The organism is Luteolibacter flavescens (assembly GCF_025950085.1).
Classification (GTDB): Bacteria; Verrucomicrobiota; Verrucomicrobiia; order Verrucomicrobiales; family Akkermansiaceae; genus Haloferula; species Haloferula flavescens.
Map to the genome: position 1 here is coordinate 445,658 of NZ_JAPDDS010000001.1, position 20,116 is coordinate 465,773.

The window sequence follows — 20,116 nt, forward strand, 5'->3', positions numbered from 1 at the left end:
GCCCTTGCCGGGCCACCGTATCGTCCACGCGAGGATTCCACTTTCCCGCCCCAAGTCGAGCGGCTAACAAGGCCGCCCCATGAGCGATCTCGCCGCCCGCATCCCCGAAGACATCAAGACCGCCATGAAGGCAAAGGACGCCGTGTCCCTGAACACGCTGCGCGCGCTCAAAACGGCGATGAGCAATGCCTCCATCGAGAAGGGCCACCTCACCGCGACCCTCGACGACACCGAGATCAGCGCGCTGATCCGCAAGCAGATCAAGCAGCGCCAGGACTCCATCGAGCAATTCACCAAGGCAGGCCGCGAAGAACTGGCCGCCAGCGAGAAGGCGGAAATCGCCGTGCTGGAGAAGTATCTGCCCGCCGCCATGACTACGGAGGAAATCGTCGCGCTGGTGGAGGCCGCCGTCGCCGAGAGCGGTGCGACTTCCAAGGCCGACATGGGCAAGGTGATGAAGTTCGCCCAGGAAAAGGCCGCGGGCCGCGCCGACGGGAAGACACTCTCGCAGGAAGTCGCCAAACGCCTTTCCTGATTTCACCCATGGCCTGCGCCGCCGTCATCGTGGCCTCCGGCACCAGCCGGAGGATGGGCTTCGACAAGCTTGCCGCGGAACTCCACGGCAAGCCGGTGCTGGTCCACACGGTCGCGGCATTCATGCGGGCGGGCAGCATTTCCCGGGTGATCGTCGTCTGCCCGGAAGATCGCTTCGAGCTGCTGGCTGGCGAGGATTTTCCCAAGCCGCTGGCGCGTGTGGACGGTGGTGATCACCGCCATGAGTCCGTGGCAAATGGCCTCGCCCTGCTCGGTGATGAGGAGACCCTCGTCGCGGTGCACGATGGCGCGCGCCCCCTGGTTCAGCCCGAGGCGATCGACCAATGCATTGAGGCCGCCCGCATCCACGGGGCCGCCGCACTCGCCCACGCGGTTGCGGACACCCTGAAGAAAGCCGACACCGAAGGCTTCTCCCGCGAGCCGGTGGATCGCACCAATCTCTGGGCCATGGAGACGCCGCAGGCATTCCAGACCGCCCTGCTCCGCGAGGCCTATACTGCCGTCCTTGAGCGTCAGATCATCCCCACCGACGAGGTCTCCGTGATGGAAGCCATGGGTATTCCAACGAAGCTGGTCACCTCCCCTTTCCCGAACCCGAAGATCACGGTGCCCGCCGATATCGTGCTGGCCACCGCCCTGATGCGATGAGCCGAGCGCGCTACGAGATGGTGGAGATGCCCGGCGGATTCCGCCTGGCCGTGGCCACTTTGCCGGATTCGGAGTGCGCCGCGCTCTCCCTGCACGTGCCCGCAGGCAGCCGGGACGATCCGGCGGGGAAAGCGGGTCTCGCGCACTTCGTGGAGCACATGGTTTTCAAGGGCACCGCACGCCGCGACGCGCGCGCGATCAGCTTGGAGACCGAAGACGTGGGTGCCTCGCTGAATGCATTCACCACGGAGGACGAGGTGACCTACGAGGCACGCGGCGAGGCCGAGACGCTGCCGCTGCTGGCAGACATCCTCTCCGACATGGTCTGGAACGCGGCCTTCCCGGAGGCGGAGATCAAGCTGGAGCGCGAGGTTATCGGCGAGGAAATCGTGATGTATCGCGAGAGCCCGTCCGACCACATCGGCGATCTCATTTCCGCGGCCCTCTGGTCCCCTCACCCGCTCGGCGAGTCGATCGCCGGGACGGAGAAAAGCATCGCGAAGATCAACCGGAAGGCCCTCGCGGAGTTCCGTGACCGCCATCATTTCCGCCGGGACGTGGTCATCGCGGTCGCCGGTCCCTTCAGCGTGGAGGAAGCGCGCAGGCACCTGCTGCCGCATCTCCCCGAGTCGCGTGCGCTGCCGGAGGGAATCGTGCTCGATCCCTCGCTGCTCCCGGCCCCGCGCCACCTGCGGGAGACGCGGGATACCGAGCAACTCCAACTCGCGCTCGGCTTCCGCACGCTGGGCCGCCGCGATCCGCGCCGACATGCGCTGCGCCTGCTGGGGATGATCCTCGGCGAAAGTGCCAGTTCGCGGCTTTTCCAGGAGCTCCGCGAAAAGCGCGGCCTCTGCTACCAGATCTCCTGCGACGTGAATCTCTTCGACGAGGCTGGATCGCTGGAGGTCCACGCCGGCCTCGCCCCCGACTCGCGCGAGGAATCGCTCGAGTGCATCTTCCGCGAAATCGAGGACCTGCGCACGAACGGCCCGCGCGCCGATGAACTCGCCCGCGCCAAACGCCTCGCCGTGAGCCAGACGAAGATGGCCATGGAAAGCACCGCCGCCCATGCCTCGTGGATCGGCGATTGCCTGCTGCAGTATGACCGACTCGTCACGCCGGAGGAAGTGCGCGCCGAGTGGGACAAGGTCACCGCTGCCGAGGTGCGTGACATTGCCGCGGAGATGCTCGATGTCTCCCGCCACGCGCTCGCGGAGATCCTGCCGGAGTGATCCGGCTGGTGGCTGCGAACAAGCTGCCGGGTTGCGTCCCGCGCGAGTGCCGCTAGTTTGGCCAATCATGCGCCTCACTCTCATCGCCGCCACGGCCATCACCGTCACCACCCTCGCATTCGTCACCTTGTCTCCCGCCGAGGCGAAGCCCAGGGTGGAAACGGTGGCGACCGGCTTCGAGCGCCCGCTCTGGGTCGGCGCTCCGTCGCACGTGAAGGACCGTCTGTGGGTGATCGAGCAGGTCGGGCGCATCTGGGTCATCGACGCGAAGACCGGCGAAAAGCAGAAGGAGCCGTTCCTCGACATCTCTTCGCAGGTGCGCCGGAAGGGCAACGAGGAGGGCCTGCTGGGGCTGGCATTCGCCGCGGACTTCCAGAAGAGCGGCCGCTTCTACCTGAACTTCACGGACCGCGACCAGAATACCCGCATCGTGAGGATGACCTCCAAGGGCCCGGACTTCAACACCGCCGATCCGAATTCCATGGAGATCCTGATGTCCTACAAGCAGGACTTCGAGAACCACAACGGCGGCTGGATCGGCTTCGGCCCGGACGGCATGCTCTACATCGGCAATGGCGACGGCGGCTCGGCCAACGACCCAAAGCAACGCGCCCAGGCCATGGACACCTACCTCGGCAAGATGCTGCGCATCGATGTCTCGCCGGACGAAGGCTACACCGTGCCGAAGGACAATCCCTTCGTCGGCAAGGACGGGGTGAAGCCGGAGATCTGGGCGCTGGGCCTGCGGAATCCCTGGCGCTGCTCCTTTGACCGCGAGACTGGCGACTTCTGGATCGCAGACGTGGGGCAGAATAAATGGGAGGAGATCAACTTCCTCGCGAAAGGCAAAGGCGCGGGCGGGAACTTCGGGTGGCGTCTCCGCGAGGGCGACCAGGAGACACCACAGAATGGCGTCGGCGGCCGGGCGCCGAAGGGCGCGATCGAGCCCGTTTACGTCTATGAACACGGCGCAGGTCCAAAGGACGGACTCTCCGTGACGGGCGGCTATGTGTATCGCGGGCCGATCAAGGAACTGCAGGGCCGCTACTTCTTCGGCGACTACAACAACCGCCGCGTCTGGTCCTACGTTCCGAAGAACGGCCGCCCGACCAAGTTCGAGGACCACACAGATGACTTCCAGCCCGAGAAGGGCAAGCTGGGCCTGATCTCGTCATTCGGCGAAGACTCCGAGGGGAATCTCTACATCGTCGATCACGGCGGGGCGATCCTGCGAGTGGTGGACAAGTGAAGCAGCCCGTGGCGTCCGGGAGATCGTTTCTCCCAGACTTCCGTTGATCTAGCCGCCGCCCAAGGCACGATACAAATTCACCGAAGCTTGGAACTCCCGCATGCGGATCTCGATCTTCTCCAGATCCGCTTCCAGTGCTGACTGCCGCGCGGTCAGCACCTCCAGATACTCACCCCGTCCCGAGTGGAAGAGTTCTCCGGCGGTCGCTGCGGAGGAATTCAGCAACTCGCTTTCCTCTGCCTTTGCCTGCTTCATCTTGTCGAGCCACCGCAAGTTTGCCATCTGGTGGTGGGCCTCCACGTAGCCATCCAGCAGCGCCTGGTGATAGCCGTGCAGCGCTTCCAACTGTGCCGCATTCGCTTCGGCATACTCCGCCTTCAATGCCCCGCGATTGATCAGAGGTGCCACGATGCCTCCTCCGATCGAACTCGCCGTTGATCTGGAGTCGATCAGCTTGCTCGCGCGGAAAGCTTGCAAGCCTAGCATCCCGTCGATCGTCACCGTGGGATAGAAAGCCGTCTTTGCCGCATGTGCGTCCGCCTTTGCCGCCTCGAGTTCATGGGCGGCAGCCATCACATCGGGCCGGTTTTCCACGCGGTCTGATGACACCTGCCACGCGACCCGCGGCAACTTTGCATCCTCGATCGCCACTTTGCTGCGCTTCACCGTTCCAGGTCCTTCACCACACAGCAGCCGCAGGATTCCCTCCTGCTCCACCATCATCCTCGAGGTCTCCAGCTTCCTCGCTTCGATATTCTTCAGTTGCGCTTCGAACTGCTGCACCGCCAGCACGGTCACCTTGCCGGCCTCCAGTTGCGCCCTTGCCGACGCCACCGCCTCCTCCTGCAACTTCGCGGTTCGGGCCAGGACTGCATGAGTGGAGTCGAGAGCCTTCAGCTCGTAGTAGGCACCGGCCACCTCCGCCACCAGCGTGGACCTCACCAAGCGCTCCGCCTCCTGGCTCGCCAGCAGACGATGCAGCGCCGCACCTTTCTCGCTGCGGATCTTTCCCCACAGATCCAGCTCCCACGCGGCCTGGAATCCGGCGTTCCAATTCTTCCCCGTGTCGGAGTAGTCATCGTCAATGAGTCGGCCGGACCTGCTCTTCACGACGCCACCCGCCGCCTCCACGGTCGGCAGCGCCGCTCCAGCAGCAGCCCTGGCGCGCGCCTTCGCGGCATCAATCCTGGCCATCGCCGATTTCAGCTCCGTGTTGTTTGATAGCGCAGTGCCGATCAGTGCCCTCAGCTCGCTGTCCTCAATGAAGGTCCGCCATTGATCGCGCGGAGCCTCCACCCCTCTCAGCGATGTCTCGCTGCGGTCCAAGGTGATCTCGCCGCGGGGACTGTTCACACAGCTTCCAAGCAATAGAACCGCGGGCACCCATCCGATGATTGAAGTCGGTCTCATGATTCAGAATTCTTCCGAAAGCGGCGTCTCCTCCGGTTGATGGAACTTTCGCGAAAGGCTCGAGAAGATCACATAAAGCCCGGGCACCATGATCAGCCCGAAGAACGTCCCGAAGAGCATGCCGCCCACCGCCGTCGATCCGATCGTCCGGTTCCCTACCGCTCCCACACCGCTCGCCAGCATCAGGGGAATCACGCCCGCGACGAATGCCATCGAGGTCATCAGGATCGGTCGCAGCCGCTGACCCGCTCCTTCCACGGCCGCATCCAAGGCGCTCCGGCCTTCCCTCTGCCTCATGATCGCATACTCCACGATCAGGATGCCGTTCTTCCCTAACAGGCCGACCAGCATTACCATGGCGATCTGGGCGTAGATGTTGTTCTCCAAGCCTGCCAGGTGCAGGAAAAGGAATCCACCGAAAAGCCCCGCGGGCAATGACAGGAGCACCGGCATCGGCAACAGGAAGCTCTCGTACTGCGCGGACAGTAGCAGATAGACAAAGATCAGGCTGATCCCCAGGATCACCGCGGTCTGGTTTCCCGCAGCCACCTGGTCGTAGGTGATGCCAGCCCACTCGATCCCGTATCCGCGCGGCAGCTTCTCACGCGCTGTCTCCTCAATCGCGCGGATCGCTTCCCCGCTGCTGTAGCCCGCCGCGGGCTCGCCATTCAGCTCCGCGGAGTTGAAGAGATTGTAACGGGTGATCTGGTCCACGCCCATGCTCTTCTCCAGCGTGATGAAGGTGGAGAGCTCGACCATCTCGTCGCGATCATTCTTCACCGTCAGCTTCAGCAGTTCGTCCGGGTTCTCGCGGTATTCCGGCAGTGCCTGCACCATCACCTTGTACATCATCCCGAAGCGGATGAAATTCGTCGCATACTCGCTGCCCAGCATCGTCTGCAGCATGCTCATCGCGTTCGAGACGGTTACCCCCATCTTCGCCGCCTTGTCGTGGTCCACCCGCAGGACATACTCCAGGAAGCTGACATCGAAGATTGTGAATGCGCTGTCGATCTCGGGCCGCGCTTTCAGATCCTCCAAGAATTGCTGCACCACCGGTTCCATCGCCTTGAGGTCTCCCTTGCCGGTCTTGTCCAGCAGCCTCATTTCGAAGCCGCTCGCATTCCCGTATCCCGGCACCACCGGCGGGGGGAACATCTCGATGCTCGCGTCCTTGATGTGCGCGATCCGCCGCCCCACCTCCTCGATCACTTCCCTCACGCTCTCCTTCCGGTTCCCCCAGTCCTGCAGGTTGACGAGGCAGGTTCCATAGGTCGCCCCGGTTCCGTCCGACAGGATGTTCGTGCCGGCCAGCGTCGAGATCGACTTGATCGCGGGGATATCCCTACAGCTTCTCTCGATCTCATCCACCACCGCCTTCGTCCGCTCCAGCGTCGCACCAGAGGGCGTGGTCGCGCTGATGTAAAAGGTTCCCTGATCCTCATTCGGGATGAACCCGGTCGGCAGCCTTCCACCCATGAGCGCCATCCCGCCGCAGAGCAACAACAGCAGCCCAAACGTCACCACCCGTCTCGGTGCCACCCACGAAATCAGGCGCCGGTATCTGCCGGAGAGCCGATCATACCCGCCATTGAATCCCCGGAAGAACCACCCCATGGGTCCCCGGTCTGGCTTCGCCGCGCCGTGTCCGGGCTTCAGGAAAACCGAGCACAGGGCCGGCGTCAGCGTCAGTGCCACCACCCCCGAAAGGACGATTGCGACTGCCATCGTCAGCGAGAACTCCCGGAAAAATACCCCTGCCGGACCGGAAAGAAACGCCACCGGCACGAACACCGCCGCCATCACCATCGTGATCGCGATGATCGCCCCGCTGATCTCCTTCATCGCCATCTCCGTCGCGACCCGCGGCGATGCGATCCCCTCGTGCATCTTTGCATGCACCGCCTCCACCACTACGATCGCATCGTCCACCACGATCCCGATCGCCAGCACCAATGCGAAGAGAGTGATCAGATTCAGCGAGAACCCGAGGAAGTGAACGAAGAGGAAGGCCCCGATCAGTGAGACGGGCACTGCAAGCACCGGGATCAGCGTGGATCTCCAGTCCTGGAGGAAAATGAATGTCACCAACGAAACCAGCAGGAATGCCTCCACCAGCGTCTTCACCACCGCGTGCACCGAGGCATCCAGGAAGCGCGAGACATCGTAGCTCACCTCGTAATCCATCCCGTCCAGGAATGACTCCGCCTTGATCTCGTCCATCCGCTCTTTCACCCGCGCGATCACTTCACGCGCATTCGACCCCGGCAGTTGCTTCAGCAGGATCGCCGCGGAGGGACGACCGTTGTACTTCGCCTCGACATCGAAGTAGCTGGTGCCGAATTCCACATCCGCCACGTCCCGGATCTTGAGTATCTCCCCATCGTCCCCGACGCGGAGCGGGATCGCACCGAACTCTTCCTCGCTCTGGAACTTCCCGGTGTAGCGCACCACATACTGCAGGCTCGGATTCCTCTTGTCCGCGCTCTCGCCGATCTTGCCCGGTGCCGCCTCCACGTTCTGCTCCTGCAATGCCCCGATCACCTCGTCCGCGGACACACCGTAGGCCAGCATCTTGTCCGGCTTCAGCCAGACCCGCATCGCATACTCCTTCGCACCGAGGATGTCAGCGAAGCCGACACCCTTCACCCTCATCAGCTCCGCCAGCACATGGATATCGGCGAAGTTGTAGATGAATTTCTCATCCACCTCCGGGTCCGTGCTGCTGATGTTGATGTACATCAGCATGGCATTCTCCTCCTTCGAGATCTGCACGCCATTTCTGACCACCTCCTCCGGCAGCTCGCCCATCACCGCGGATACCCGGTTCTGCACGTTCACCGCCGCCATGTCCGCGTCCGTGCCGGTCTCGAAGAAAACCTGCACGTTTCCCACCCCGTCGTTCCCCACGTCGGCGGCGATGTATTTCATGCCGGGCACCCCGTTGATCGCCCTCTCCAGCGGCAGGATCGCCGACCGCATCACCACCTCCGCGTTTGCCCCCGTATACTCCACCGAGACGCTCACCTTGGGCGGCGCGATATTCGGGAATTGCGACATGGGAAGCCGCTTCAGCGCGATCAGACCCACCAGCACCAGCAGGATGGAAATGACGATCGACAGGATCGGACGTCGGATGAATTGCGTGGTCATCAGATTGAAAAATACAGCATCGAATATCCACCCGGGCGCATCGGCGCCCCGGCAGACGGCATCGTTCGGGAATGCCTGTTAGAACGCCTCGACCCGGCCCGGCTCCCGGACTTCCGCCATGGCCGCATCTCCTTCCCGCACCAGTTGGATTCCCTCGAAGACCACCCGGTCTCCCGTTCCCAAGCCGCCCCGGATCACGAAACAGTTCCCCTGTCTGAACGACGGCTCCACCGGTCTCAGCCTCACGATCCCGTCTTCACCCAGCACGTAAACGCAAAGCTTGTGCTGGATCTCGAAGGTCGATTTCTGAGGGATCACGAGGGCATCAGGCACCATCGCCGTGAGGGTGATCCGACAGGTGCCCCCGTGCTTCAAGATCCCTTCCGGATTCTCAAATGCCACGCGGTAGGAAACACTCCCCGTCCCAGCAGCCACCACCGGATCGCTCGCATCGATTCTACCCTTCAGAGGATACTCGCTGCCATCCGCCAGGATCAATTTCGCGGCACCATCTTGGAAGAGGCCAGGGGTCCGCGACATCTCCAGTGCGTCCCACTCGCTGGCGTGAAAGTAGGCGTGCATCACCCCGTCCCCGCAGAATGCCGTGAGATCATCTCCCTCATCCACGCGGCTGCCCGCCTTGTTAGGAATCCGGCCGATCACTCCGTCCGCCGGTGCCGAGACCTTGGCGTAGTCCAGTCCGAGCTTCCCCGCTGCCACCGCAGCTTCGGACTCCGCCACCCGGGCCAGCACGGCGGCATGCTTCGCTTCGGCAAGATCCAGCTCCGCTTTCGAAACGATGCCCTTCGCGTGCAGCGAACGCGTGTTTTCCACCTCGAGTTCCTCCACCTTTGCTTCCGCAATGTTCCCTTTCAGCTCCGCCTCGCTTTTCGCCAGTTCCGCCGCCAGCACACGGCTGCCCACGGTGAAGAGGTGCTGACCCGCGGTGACCCGCGCCCCTTCCTCGACCAGCACTTCCTCGACCAAGCCAGTCACCCGCGACTTCAGCTCGATGAATCCCGCGCCTCTCAAGCTGGCCACGAAACTCTGCTCATGGGCGACTTCCTCGATCCACGGCGACACGACCGGAACCGTCGGGATATCCCCGTGTCGCACCGTATCCTCAGCCCCGGCCTTGCGGCAGGAGTTCAGGATCGGACACAGCGCCATCGCCGCCACCGGCCACAGCCACTTCCAAGTACGACGGGGAATGAGGATCACTTGCATGCCGCGGACCTTCTCAAACTCCCCGGCAACCGTCATGTCAGGCTGGTGCTGCTTCCCATGTAGGACCCCGCCTGACACCACGTGCCTAACAGAATCTAGCAGCCTCCCATTTTTCTCTATCAAGGAGCGAGCTCACCCCGGGCCTCCGCTCTCCTTCCACCTCATCGCCTCACGCAGCAGTTCCGTGTGATTTGCCAGCGCCAGCTTCTCCTTCACCCTCGCGCAATACACCTGCACCGTCTTGATGCTGATCTTGAGCGAATCCCCGATCTCACGTGTCGATCTCCCGTCCCCTAGCATCTGGAAGACCAGCAGCTCCCGGTCGCTCAGCAGCCCGATATTCCCTGCCGGCCTTCCGCCCGCCAGCTTCTCGGTCAGCAGATCCGTCATCTCCTCGCTCAGATAGATCTTTCCCGCGATCACCCGCCGGATCGCCTCGATGATGTAGCGGGTGGAGTCCCGCTTGCTCACATACCCGCGCGCGCCAGCCCGCAGCGCCCGCTCCGCATACGTCCGCTCGTCATGCATGCTGAGCACCAGCGACCATGTCCCCGGTGACGACTTCCGGATATCCTTCACCAGCTCCAGTCCCGACCCGTCCACCAGGGTGATGTCCACGATCGCCACCGTCGGCTTCAGCCCGATGATCGCCTCCAGCGCCGCGGGAGCCGTGTCGGCTTCACCACACACGATCAGGTCCTCCTGCTGATTGATCAGATTCGTCAGCCACTCCCTGACCAGAGGATGGTCATCCACGAGAAAAATCCGGTGCCGCTCGTTCATGAAATCTCAGCCTTCGGTGGAACCATCACCATTACCCGATAGACGCCGCCCTTCTCGCCAGCCTCCAGCTCCGCGCCGATCATCGACGCCCGGTAGCGCATGATGTGAAGGCCGATCCCTCCGCCAGCATCCGTCGCCGGTCGAGCCTTACCATCTGGTTTCCCGCATTCATTCCGGATCTCCATTCCCACACCTCCGCCATCCGTCTTCTCCAGTCGCACGGAAATTTCCACCCCGTCACCATGCGACACCGCATTTCTCACCGCCTCCTGGCAGATGCGGAAGAGCTGCGTCGTCACTGCAGGCTCCAGCCCGGGCAACTGCACCGGGGTCTCCAGCGCGCACATCACGCCCCGTTCCTCGGTCTGCCTCACCAGCTCCCGGAGGCCGGTCATCAGTCCGTCGCCATCCAGTTCCACCGGGGCCAATCCACGCGCCAGCTTCCGGGAAAGATCGATCCCGTCCCCGATCATCGCCACCAGATGATCCGCGTCCTTCGCCAATCCATTGCCTTGGCCCGACAGCGAGCCCGACAGCACCTGGGCCGCGAACGCCGTTCCCGTCAGGTGCTGGCACAGGCTGTCGTGCAACTCGTGCCCGATCCGCTGCTGCTCCCGCTCGCTGACCTCCAGCAAGGACTGCTCCAGTACCTTCCGCGTCTCGATTTCCTCCTGCAGATCCGCCGTTCTCTCCCTCACCCTTACCTCGAGCTTCTGCTGGATGGATCGCAGCTTCATCACCACCACCATCGTACACAGGTAGAAGGAAAGGAAGATCCCCATGTTCCACCACGGCACCAGCGCACTGCTGTAACGCGCCCCGCTGGCCAGATCCCCGATGAGCGAAAACACCACGCTCACGATCGAAAGCACCAGCCCGAAGGCCCACCCGTAATGCCAGGTCGCGATCAGAACCGCGCTCAAATAGAATACCGTGAACGACAGCTCGAAGCCCGTCCAGTAGTCGGCCAAGGTCACTCCGACGAAAATCCCCACCGCGAGACAGGCCCAAAACCAGCGGCGATCTCGGGAGGGATTCAGCGGATCGGACATGATTCAAGCCACGTCCTCCGGGGACGCAGCGGGAATATGCGCGGACGACTCATGAACACAAGGTCCCACCTCCGGGACTGCCCCAAATCTATCCCGAACGCCGAAAATCTCCAGCATCAGCCACCCAACGTCTCAAATCACCCGCTTTCGACCCGCCGGAAAAGCAAACTTCCGCCAAAAATCCCAATTTTCGACCAATACATCTTCCTCAATCGGCAAATTTGCCCGTAAAATCGCAATTTTCGCATTGCCAGCACCCCGTATCCGCATATTCTCCGAACCCCAACCCGATTTGCCATGAGCAAGGAGAAACTAGACGGCGCACAGGCCCTGATCAAAACGCTCGATGACCTCGGCATCGAATACATCTTTGGCTACTCCGGCGGAGCAGCGATCCCGATCTTCGACGCGCTCGAGACGGTCAAGACGAAGATGAAGTTCATCCTCGTCCGCCACGAGCAAGGTGCCGTTCACATGGCCGACGGTTATGCCCGCGCCACCGGCAAGCCCGCCTGCGTGCTCGTCACCTCCGGCCCCGGTGCCGGCAACACCGTGACCGGCCTGATGACCGCGATGATGGACTCCGTCCCGATGATCGTGCTCTCCGGCCAGACCGTCACCTGGATGCTGGGCAAGGACGCTTTCCAAGAAGCGGACATCTTCGGCATCACGATGCCGGTGGTGAAGCACAACTACCTGGTGAAGGAGACGAACTCCCTCCCCCGGATCGCCCGCGAGGCCTACCACATCGCCACCACTGGTCGCCCCGGCCCGGTGCTGATCGACATCCCGAAGGACATCTCTTCCGGTGCATTCACCGGCGCGATGAATCCGCCCTTCAACCTGCCAGGCTACGATGTCAGCGGATCCTTCAAGATCGACCGCGAAAAGGTGAAGGAAGCCGCCGCGCTGATCGCAAAAGCGAAGCGCCCGGTGATCCTCGCCGGTCAGGGCACGATGATCGCCCGTGCCGACAAGGAGCTGCGCCACCTCGCCGAGACGCTGAATGCCCCCGTGACCAGCACGCTGCTGGGCAAGGGCGTCTTCCCGGAGACCCACCCGCTTTCGCTCGGTATGCTCGGCATGCACGGCACCGCCTATGCGAACAAGGCGATGATCGAGTGCGACCTGCTGATCAACATCGGCTCGCGCTTCGACGACCGCATCATCGGCAATCCCGCGAAGTTCTGCAAGGACGCCAAGATCATCCACATCGACATCGATCCGGCCGAGGCCAACAAGATGATCCAGCCCGACGTGATGATCGTGGGCGACGCGAAAGCCGTGCTCTCCGAGATCAACGAGAAGGTCGGCAAGCAGGACAACTCCGAGTGGCTCGCCAAGCTCGACGGCTACAAGAAGAAGTATCCCCTCACCTACAAGAAGCAGGGAGGCCTGCGCATGCAGCAGGTGATCGACGAGCTCTATGAACTCACCGAAGGCAAGGCCATCGTCTCCACCGACGTGGGCCAGCACCAGATGTGGGCCGCTCAGTTTTACAAGAACAGCGAGAGCTTCCACTGGCTGTCCTCCGGCGGTGCCGGCACCATGGGCTTCGGCTTCCCGGCGGCGATCGGCGCGCAGCTCGCGCATCCTGAAAAGACCGTCATCTCCATCTCCGGCGACGGCGGCTTCCAGATGACCCTCTTCGAACTTTCGACCGCGGCCATCCACAAGCTGCCGATCAAGATCGTGGTGCTGAACAACCACTACCTCGGCATGGTGCGCCAGTGGCAGGAGCTCTTCTTCGAAAACCGCGAGAGCGGCGTGGACCTCGTGGGCAACCCCGACTTCTGCAAGCTCGCCGCGGCCTACGGCATCCCGAGCGTCTTCATCAAGCGCCCGGCCGATGTGACCAAGCAGCTTGAGAAGGCCCTCGCCTACAACGACGGCCCCATCCTCATCCACGCCGAGTGCGTGAAGACCGACAACGTCTTCCCGATGATCCCGGCCGGTGCCGCGCTCGAGGACATGATCACCGAGCCGCCGAAGACCCAGATGGCGAAGCCAGTGGGGTCCACGTGATCCACGCTCTCCCGATCCGGCTGCATGGCTCCATGTCCTGCAGCCGGATCCTCGTGATCGATCCATACGACCACTGCCATGCTCATCTGGAAAGGACTCGGCATCCTGATCGTTCCCTTGCTCGGGCTCAGCCTGATCGCGGGCCTCGTCATCGGTGGCTTCGCATTTGACAATCCCGCGGCAGGACTCGCTCCGGGTCTCATCATCGCGGCATTGCTGAATTGGGTGCTGTGGAAAGTGGCCAGCCCGAAGCCCCTGCCAGCAGGCGGGCCACCACCCCTGCGTCCGCCGCGCCGAGACAGCCTCTTCTTCATCCCGGCACGGGTCTGGACCTGGATCTTCGTGATCCTGGTGCTGCCAGCATTCCTCTTCGTCCGCTCCGCGGAGAATCACGAAAAGGAGTTGGCGAAGATTCCGGGCTACACGGCCTTCAAGGAGGCGGACAAGATGATCGCCAGTGCCGGTGATGGGCCGACAGCCCATGGCAATACGCCAAAAGCGACCGAGACTGCGGCTGGCTTCGCCCGCGCCTTCAAGGCGATGCGCGAGGTGGCCTTCACCGAGGGAAGCAAGAGCCCGCTCCTGACGAAGGGCGAGTTCCTCACCTACTGCCATCACGGAAGAGATACCGTCGTCATCCTGTGCCACGTCCCTGACTTCCGCAAATACGCGGACGACACGCGCGGAAGCCTCGAAGACATCGCATGGACCCTTGCCAGACATCAGGCCGCCGGTCTCGCGGACGGAGGAAATCCACGCCTTATCGTCGGCCTCCGCGGCGCCACCACCTATGGCGATCTGCTCCACGGCTCCGCCAAGGATGAAGAGCCGGCGCGCGCCAACTACTACGACCAGAAGACCATTCTCTACACCCCTTTCGCTGACGCGACCTCCGGGCCCGCCCCGGTAACCCAATCCGCACCTTCGCCATGAACCAATCCATCGTCACCACAGAAGAGCCCGGCACCGGATTCATCCCGCGCCGCGGAGCCGTCCACACGCTGTCCATCCTCGTGAACAACGAGCCGGGCGTGCTGATGCGCATCTGCCAGGTCTTCTCCCGCCGTGGCTTCAATATCGACTCGCTCGTCGTTTCCGAAGGCCGCAACGCGAACTTCTCTCGCATGACCATCGGCATCAGCGGCGATCCGGAAGGTCTCGACCAGATCATCAAGCAGGTCTCCAAGCTCATCGACGTGATCCACTGCTTCGAGCACACATCGGCGGACTCGGTGACCAAGGAGATGATCCTCATCAAGATCAAGTGCTCCCCGGCGGATCGCTCGCAGGCGCTCCAGATCACCGAGCACTTCGGCGGCAAGACCGTGGATCTCACCCCGACCTCCATGGTCGTCATGATCACCGGCGACAGCCCGAAGGTGGACGCAGCCGTCGGCATGTTCTCGCAATTCGAGATCATCGAGACCGTGCGCACCGGCAAGGTGGTCATGGCCCGCGGCGAGCAGGCGACCTGATTCTCCCGCCGCTACACGGCCGGAGATTTCCCATTTCCCCGAAGCCTCTCGCCTCACGGTGAGGGGCTTTTTTCATGGATGCGCGACTAAGCCCATCCCCTCGCCCGCGCGTCGGCCATCGGGATCGGCTTGGCGTCACAGACCTCTTGCCAGCCGGGGAAGTTCCACTTGTTAGGAAAGCCGCGGCACTGCTCGGGCTTCACCGCGTGGATCCGGCAGCCGCCTTCCTCCAGCATGATGCACTCGTGGTTCTCCCTCTCGATCAGGGATAGACCGTTGCGATTCGTGCGCAGGCGCGTGTAGCGGTCGAGGAAGTCATCCTCGCTCATCCCGAGGTGGCTGGAGATCGGGCCGATCTCGTCTTCCTCGATGCGCACGTCGCCCGGCCACTTGCAGCAGGCGGTGCAGCGCTGGCAGACGTAGAAGTGATCGGGATCGAGCAACACGTCCCGGTTGCCCGGGCTGCCATTCGATGGCGGGCGGGTCGGCACGGTCATCGAGCCACGTAGTTGTGCTGGTAGGCGCGCTTGTAGTGATAGTCCACGCGGCTGAGGAACCAGCGCCACTTCGTTCCGGGGCGGCCATTATCTAGCAGGAAGTGCGGGCAATTCTTGTTCGGCGGGGTCTTCCCGCGCCGCGGCCAGTGGTAGTGGGGCACCACGCGGCTGAGCGGGATGCCCTGCTCGCGCATCAGCTTCGCGGTGAGCTTGGCCGTGCGCTCGATGGTCACGCTGCGGTTGCTGCCGCGGTGTTCGCACATCTCGATGCCGATCGAAAGGCGGTTGCCAGGACCGTCGAAGTCCGCGTGCTCCCCTTGCTCGGAGACGGGCATGTGCTGGATGGCCACCTTGTCATCCACGGTGAAGTGCCAGATCATGTAGCCGATGCGGTTCCCGCCCTTGCGCTTCGGCGAGCGCAGCGCACCGCGCTTGAGCGCGAGCGAGTGCCGCGATGCATCTGCGGAGTAGTTCTGCGTGGAGTGGATCGTGATGTAGCGCGGCTTCATCGGCCTCACCACCTTCCGCCCATGGGTGCCGCGGGCGACCATGTCCACCTTCAGGTTGATCTCCCTAGCCAAGCCGGACGCGGAAACGCTGCTCGCCGGTGCGGACACCGGAGTCCGCGGGGCCGATCCCGGCGCTGGGATGCCAAATGATCCGACGATCTCATCGCTGCCATTCAGCGGCTCAACCTGGCTGCAATGGAAGCACACCGCCGACAGGGCCAGCATCGCCACGACAAACGGATATTTCATGGCAAGGCATTAGCACGGACTCCATGCGCCGGAAAGCCCGAAGAATCAGGCTATCCAAAGCAATTCGCGCAATCGCCTCACTCCGGACGCCACTCTCCCAGCCAGTGAAGCACCGGCTTCTCCCCCTCGAAGCCGATGGGAAGCCACACGTAGCGGGAGTCGGGCAGGTTGTCCTTGTTCCAGCGATCCGCCATGAAGATCAGCTTGTCCGACTTCCCTCCTACCGGCAGCACGTAGGTCCCTTGGGACTGGAAGGTGATGTCCGCCTTGTCTCCCTGGCAGGGATTTCCCAGTTCCTTCCACGGACCCCAGATCGAGTCAGCCACCGCGGAGCGCGCGGCATTCGGCGCCCATGCGGTGCAACCGGAAGCGATGAGGTAATATCTGCCGCCACGCTTGAAGACCGCCGGGGCTTCCATCTCCCGGCCCGGGAAGACGCGCACATACTTGCCCGTCGTCTTCAGGTAATCGTCAGTGAGCTCCGAAATGTGGAGCGTCGCATTGTCCTCGGATGCGGCGAAGAGGTAGCCCTTGCCATCGTCATCCACGAAGACGGTGAGATCGCGCGCCATCTGACCGCGCTCGAGATCGCGGGCGAGCGCCGCTTTCGGGTCCTTCTTGTCCGCCTCGGTCACGTTCACCGGCCACACTCCCTTGTTGGGCCGGAAGCTGCCGAGATACTTAAAGGGCCCGGTCGGCGTGTCCGATACCGCCACACCACAAGCCGCCGCGGCGTAGTCCAAGGTGTCCGCGTGGAACCACATCACGAATTTCTTCGTCTTCGCATTGTAGATCACCTTAGGCCGTTCGAGGACCTTGCCCGGGTGCAGGTCACTTGCGGGATCGTCCTTCACCGGAGGCAGCACGTTGCCCTCCTTCTTCCAATTCATCAGGTCGGTGGAAGAGTAGCAGGAGACGCCGGTGACATCGACACGCGTGCCGCCCCAGGACTTGTTCACCTCCGGCAAGTAGGTCTCTCCCTGCTTCATCTCGCCATACCAGTAGTAGGTGCCCTCATGGAAAAGGACGCCGCCACCGTGGGCATTGATCATCTCGCCGTCCGTATCCTGCCACACCTCCCCGGATCGGATGGAAGTCATCGGCTCCGCGGCATGCAAGGAGGCAACGAGCGCAGCGAGCGTCAGCAAACGCCGACCAATCGAAAAAAGACCAAGGAGAGGATTCATTGATTAATTAAACTGGGAAGCAACATTCCCCGCTCCATCCCTGACGTCGATCTTGCACCGCCCGCATCCCACAAATGTGGGATGCAATTCTCACCATGTGACCCAGTTTGCGTAGTTCGCACTCGTCAAAGTCCCCGTCGAGATAACCTGCGCGGATTCTCCCGCAGGGATCGACAAGGTGGTGGCGTCATCAATCCTCTGGAAGGCAGTCCCATTCGAACTGGTCGCCAGGGTGATCCTTCCGGATGTCTTGTTGAGGATCACATACTGCCGTCCCGCAGGTGCCAGATCATTACCTGAAAAGGAGAGCGGAAGCGTGATCGTCCATCCTCCGGTGCCGGTGCAGATGATCGTGTGATCCGTCGCGCCCAGGGTGAATCCACCTGTTCTGGTTTGCACGGATACTGCCAGGCCAGCAGTGGTGACACCGCCATATCGCCGGGTGGAGTCACCGAGCATCGATGCCGGGACACCGCCCGGCATGGTGGTCACTCCCGGCCTGAGGGTGGCCCCGTAGAATTGCTGGGTTACATTTTCCCCACCGGGGCCCGACCAAGTGAAGAAGTGCCCGATCGAACTCCCGGTGCTGCGGAATCCGATGCCTTCGGACTCATCGTTACCAAGCGTGGCGCGGAACTGGTTCGCCTTGATGTTCCCCATCGATGGCACGTTGCCATCATTGTAATTGTAAACCGCCAGCGCCGGCGCGGCCTGATAGAGCCGTGTCGCGGAGAGAAGCATGTCACCGACGCGAATCGCGGTGGCCCCGAAATAGCGACCCAGATTGGTCTGCTCGATGACCGCATTGGAATTGAAAAGCTTCCCGGTGGCACTGAGATGGACTCCGTCCTCAATGACGACCACGGGGACGCCGCCATAGGTGCCATTCGCGCCGGTCACCGTGAAACGCAGGACCGTGGGGCTGATCGCCGTCATCATCCATCGACCGTTGGGATTCGTGCCGGTGCTCCCGCTGATCCCCGAGATCGTCGCATTCCTCGACTCCCCCACCGCGATCTGATGAGCGCTGGCGAAGGTGACGGACACCACGTTTCCGCTGCGGGAGATACCTGTCACCTGTGGCGACCACGACGCATACAATCCGGCGCTTACGGCCTCCTCATAGCTGGGGAAAAGGCTGTAGGAATCGAAGAATCCTTCCCCCTTCCGCAAGGCCCAGGCGCGCGCCACCTCGGCCCCGTCTTTCACGCGGGCATCCGTCCTGTTGCCGATGCCCAGTGCATTGAAAAGCGGATCGATGATCTCGTCGGGAGCATCGGACAATGCCGGATCCACGGGATGGGCTCCCACGACCAGCCAATCGATCAGCCCATTGGCCACGCGGCTCCATGTCCTCAGATTGTTGATCGGACCGCCATCCACCCATGAAGCAGTCCCCTTCGGATATGCGCCTGCAATCGATGTGAACCGGTGATCGGCGAAGGTGCTCATCACCAGGTCCGCCGAATAGCCCTTGATCATCTCCTGCCAGATCGCTTGCGACACACTCGCCGTCTGGCCGATGTCCTGGCCATTGAGCGAGAAATTCATGATCCGCAGCCCGGGTCCCTGATGGCTCATGCCCAGCCAGCCATTGACCACTCCCCCGCTCGCCACGAGGCGCAGCCTGTAGTCCGGGCGAAAGGCGGGCAGCGCCAAATTGCTGATCTGCACTGTCGTGATCGCGGACGTGTTGATGGGCACACCCAGATTCGTCCAGTCCGTGGTCGCGCCGTGGCGGTATTGGATCTGCGCCATGCCCGTGCCGGGGAAGAGAGTGACGTGCGCGGTATCTGCCGGGCCATCCTTGCCGGTCTGCAAATAACCGCACGTCATGTTTCCCCCGCTGGTGATGGCCCAATATTTGCCATCCGGTGATCTGATGTAGTCGTCTCCGACCATGGTGACCCCGCTGTCGCCGCCGTCGGTCACCTGTCCGCAGCGATAGGATCCGCGGGGAATGGTAAGCTTCTCAAGTCCGTTGAAGAGGCCGAGATTGAAGCTATCACCGATCATGATGACATCCGTCTGGAGATTCCCATCGGCGAGTTGGATCAGATTACGCAGGCCCCGCAGCGAGGCATTGTCATTGCGGCTCTGGAGATCCAGCGCATCGCGCAGCGCACCCGCCTGAGACGGGTCCATCGCCAGCAGCGCCGCCAAGGCATTCTCCGCGGTCACGCTGGCGTCGCTGCCCGGCAGACCGACGGGTGCCGTATTCGCCGGGTTGCCATCGTCACGCAGACGGAAGAATGCGCTCGGCAGGCTACGGGTCCGGGCAAGCACGGAGACCTGGCCGCCGGTACCCTTCACCGAGTAGCCCTCATTGTCCCAAGTCGCCATGTCGGCGCTGATCTGGATCTGGTAGTATTTGCCCACCTCGGAAGGAAAGACCAGCTCCACGGCACCGTGGATCCCCGGGGTGAAACCAAGCACCTGACCGACCGAAATCGGGTCAGCCTTGGCCATTCCCAAGGACGCGAGAAGACATAGCGACAAGCGCCAGAGTGAAGTGATCATCTTCATCATGGTGAGCAGGCGGGGAGCAGAGGAAATGACCGGGCTGATATCGAGGACAAATCCCACTTTCATCCCACCCCTCCTTGCTTGAAACACCAGTCCATCTCCGACACGTCACCGACGTTTCAGCCCGCAAAATGCACGTCCTCGAAGGAGTGCTCCCGCCGGGAATCGAACCCAGATCTAGAGTTTAGGAAACCCTTGTTCTATCCGTTGAACTACGGGAGCAACTTCTTACCTGCGAGCGATCGGCCGGATTCCTGACGACCACCCGCTTGGAGTTTGACCGCCAGGCTTTGACCACCTGTCGGACGCGATCGGGAAACCGGCTTCTGTTAGGAGGTG

At 62.5% G+C, this 20,116-nt stretch carries 16 protein-coding genes and 1 tRNA gene; 7 read left to right on the plus strand and 10 right to left on the minus strand.

From position 1 onward, the window contains the following. The first annotated feature begins 79 nt into the window (after positions 1-79). From OKA04_RS01880 to OKA04_RS01895, 4 genes are all read left to right on the plus strand, one after another. Positions 80-535, plus strand: coding sequence for a GatB/YqeY domain-containing protein (locus OKA04_RS01880; protein WP_264499420.1), 456 nt, complete (start codon positions 80-82; stop codon positions 533-535). Between the two features lie 8 nt (positions 536-543). Beyond that, complete coding sequence (ispD, locus tag OKA04_RS01885; RefSeq protein ID WP_264499421.1) at positions 544-1,203, plus strand: 2-C-methyl-D-erythritol 4-phosphate cytidylyltransferase; 660 nt, start codon at positions 544-546, stop codon at positions 1,201-1,203. Continuing rightward, positions 1,200-2,435, plus strand: a complete 1,236-nt coding sequence (locus OKA04_RS01890) for a M16 family metallopeptidase (RefSeq protein WP_264499422.1) — start codon at positions 1,200-1,202, stop codon at positions 2,433-2,435. The genes ispD and OKA04_RS01890 overlap by 4 nt, the downstream gene beginning before the upstream one ends. 67 nt (positions 2,436-2,502) lie before the next feature. Continuing rightward, positions 2,503-3,684: a PQQ-dependent sugar dehydrogenase gene (locus OKA04_RS01895; RefSeq protein WP_264499423.1), complete on the plus strand. Its 1,182-nt coding sequence runs from the start codon at positions 2,503-2,505 to the stop codon at positions 3,682-3,684. A 48-nt stretch (positions 3,685-3,732) separates the two neighbouring features. On the opposite strand, the gene OKA04_RS01900 is transcribed toward OKA04_RS01895, so the two are convergent. The 5 genes from OKA04_RS01900 to OKA04_RS01920 form a co-directional block, all read right to left on the minus strand. After that, complete coding sequence (locus tag OKA04_RS01900) at positions 3,733-5,094, minus strand: efflux transporter outer membrane subunit (protein WP_264499424.1); 1,362 nt, start codon at positions 5,092-5,094, stop codon at positions 3,733-3,735. A 3-nt stretch (positions 5,095-5,097) separates the two neighbouring features. Continuing rightward, positions 5,098-8,247, minus strand: coding sequence for an efflux RND transporter permease subunit (locus OKA04_RS01905; RefSeq protein WP_264499425.1), 3,150 nt, complete (start codon positions 8,245-8,247; stop codon positions 5,098-5,100). A gap of 78 nt (positions 8,248-8,325) precedes the next feature. Further along, positions 8,326-9,510 carry an efflux RND transporter periplasmic adaptor subunit gene (locus OKA04_RS01910; protein WP_264499426.1) on the minus strand — a complete coding sequence of 395 codons (1,185 nt, stop codon included), beginning with the start codon at positions 9,508-9,510 and terminating at the stop codon, positions 8,326-8,328. Positions 9,511-9,606: 96 nt separating this feature from the next. Then, a complete protein-coding gene (locus OKA04_RS01915; protein ID WP_264499427.1) occupies positions 9,607-10,230 on the minus strand; it encodes a response regulator transcription factor in 624 nt (207 codons plus the stop codon). Between the two features lie 23 nt (positions 10,231-10,253). Then, positions 10,254-11,309 carry an ATP-binding protein gene (locus OKA04_RS01920; protein ID WP_264499428.1) on the minus strand — a complete coding sequence of 352 codons (1,056 nt, stop codon included), beginning with the start codon at positions 11,307-11,309 and terminating at the stop codon, positions 10,254-10,256. 297 nt (positions 11,310-11,606) lie between these two features. Between OKA04_RS01920 and ilvB the strand changes: the two genes are divergently transcribed. The 3 genes from ilvB (at position 11,607) to ilvN (ending at position 14,809) form a co-directional block, all read left to right on the plus strand. Then, complete coding sequence (gene ilvB, locus OKA04_RS01925; protein WP_264499429.1) at positions 11,607-13,334, plus strand: biosynthetic-type acetolactate synthase large subunit; 1,728 nt, start codon at positions 11,607-11,609, stop codon at positions 13,332-13,334. 78 nt (positions 13,335-13,412) lie between these two features. Next, a complete protein-coding gene (locus tag OKA04_RS01930; RefSeq protein WP_264499430.1) occupies positions 13,413-14,267 on the plus strand; it encodes a hypothetical protein in 855 nt (284 codons plus the stop codon). Then, on the plus strand, positions 14,264-14,809 hold the full coding sequence (gene ilvN / locus OKA04_RS01935; RefSeq protein WP_264499431.1) for an acetolactate synthase small subunit: 546 nt from the start codon (positions 14,264-14,266) through the stop codon (positions 14,807-14,809). Before OKA04_RS01930 ends, ilvN begins: the two co-directional genes overlap by 4 nt. 86 nt (positions 14,810-14,895) lie before the next feature. Here ilvN and OKA04_RS01940 read toward each other — a convergent pair whose 3' ends face one another. The 5 genes from OKA04_RS01940 to OKA04_RS01960 all read right to left on the minus strand — a co-directional run bounded on the left by OKA04_RS01940 (position 14,896) and on the right by OKA04_RS01960 (position 19,999). Next, a complete protein-coding gene (locus OKA04_RS01940) occupies positions 14,896-15,306 on the minus strand; it encodes a YkgJ family cysteine cluster protein (protein ID WP_264499432.1) in 411 nt (136 codons plus the stop codon). Beyond that, positions 15,303-16,064, minus strand: a complete 762-nt coding sequence (locus tag OKA04_RS01945; protein WP_264499433.1) for a peptidoglycan recognition protein family protein — start codon at positions 16,062-16,064, stop codon at positions 15,303-15,305. Before OKA04_RS01945 ends, OKA04_RS01940 begins: the two co-directional genes overlap by 4 nt. 77 nt (positions 16,065-16,141) lie before the next feature. Further along, entirely contained in the window at positions 16,142-17,251 is a 1,110-nt protein-coding gene (locus OKA04_RS01950) for a glycoside hydrolase family 43 protein (protein ID WP_425503645.1), read from the minus strand. 90 nt (positions 17,252-17,341) lie between these two features. Beyond that, positions 17,342-19,843: a hypothetical protein gene (locus OKA04_RS01955; RefSeq protein ID WP_264499435.1), complete on the minus strand. Its 2,502-nt coding sequence runs from the start codon at positions 19,841-19,843 to the stop codon at positions 17,342-17,344. A gap of 84 nt (positions 19,844-19,927) precedes the next feature. Beyond that, positions 19,928-19,999: transfer RNA gene (locus OKA04_RS01960), tRNA-Arg, on the minus strand. Positions 20,000-20,116: the final 117 nt, after the last annotated feature.

Coding starts and splice junctions, on each gene's coding strand:
- OKA04_RS01880 (WP_264499420.1), top strand. CDS start 80: ATGAGCGATCTCGCCGCCCGCATCCCCGAAGACATCAAGACCGCCATG.
- ispD (WP_264499421.1), top strand. CDS start 544: ATGGCCTGCGCCGCCGTCATCGTGGCCTCCGGCACCAGCCGGAGGATG.
- OKA04_RS01890 (WP_264499422.1), top strand. CDS start 1,200: ATGAGCCGAGCGCGCTACGAGATGGTGGAGATGCCCGGCGGATTCCGC.
- OKA04_RS01895 (WP_264499423.1), top strand. CDS start 2,503: ATGCGCCTCACTCTCATCGCCGCCACGGCCATCACCGTCACCACCCTC.
- OKA04_RS01900 (WP_264499424.1), bottom strand. CDS start 5,094: ATGAGACCGACTTCAATCATCGGATGGGTGCCCGCGGTTCTATTGCTT.
- OKA04_RS01905 (WP_264499425.1), bottom strand. CDS start 8,247: ATGACCACGCAATTCATCCGACGTCCGATCCTGTCGATCGTCATTTCC.
- OKA04_RS01910 (WP_264499426.1), bottom strand. CDS start 9,510: ATGACGGTTGCCGGGGAGTTTGAGAAGGTCCGCGGCATGCAAGTGATC.
- OKA04_RS01920 (WP_264499428.1), bottom strand. CDS start 11,309: ATGTCCGATCCGCTGAATCCCTCCCGAGATCGCCGCTGGTTTTGGGCC.
- ilvB (WP_264499429.1), top strand. CDS start 11,607: ATGAGCAAGGAGAAACTAGACGGCGCACAGGCCCTGATCAAAACGCTC.
- OKA04_RS01930 (WP_264499430.1), top strand. CDS start 13,413: ATGCTCATCTGGAAAGGACTCGGCATCCTGATCGTTCCCTTGCTCGGG.
- ilvN (WP_264499431.1), top strand. CDS start 14,264: ATGAACCAATCCATCGTCACCACAGAAGAGCCCGGCACCGGATTCATC.
- OKA04_RS01940 (WP_264499432.1), bottom strand. CDS start 15,306: ATGACCGTGCCGACCCGCCCGCCATCGAATGGCAGCCCGGGCAACCGG.
- OKA04_RS01945 (WP_264499433.1), bottom strand. CDS start 16,064: ATGAAATATCCGTTTGTCGTGGCGATGCTGGCCCTGTCGGCGGTGTGC.
- OKA04_RS01950 (WP_425503645.1), bottom strand. CDS start 17,251: ATGAATCCTCTCCTTGGTCTTTTTTCGATTGGTCGGCGTTTGCTGACG.
- OKA04_RS01955 (WP_264499435.1), bottom strand. CDS start 19,843: ATGAAAGTGGGATTTGTCCTCGATATCAGCCCGGTCATTTCCTCTGCT.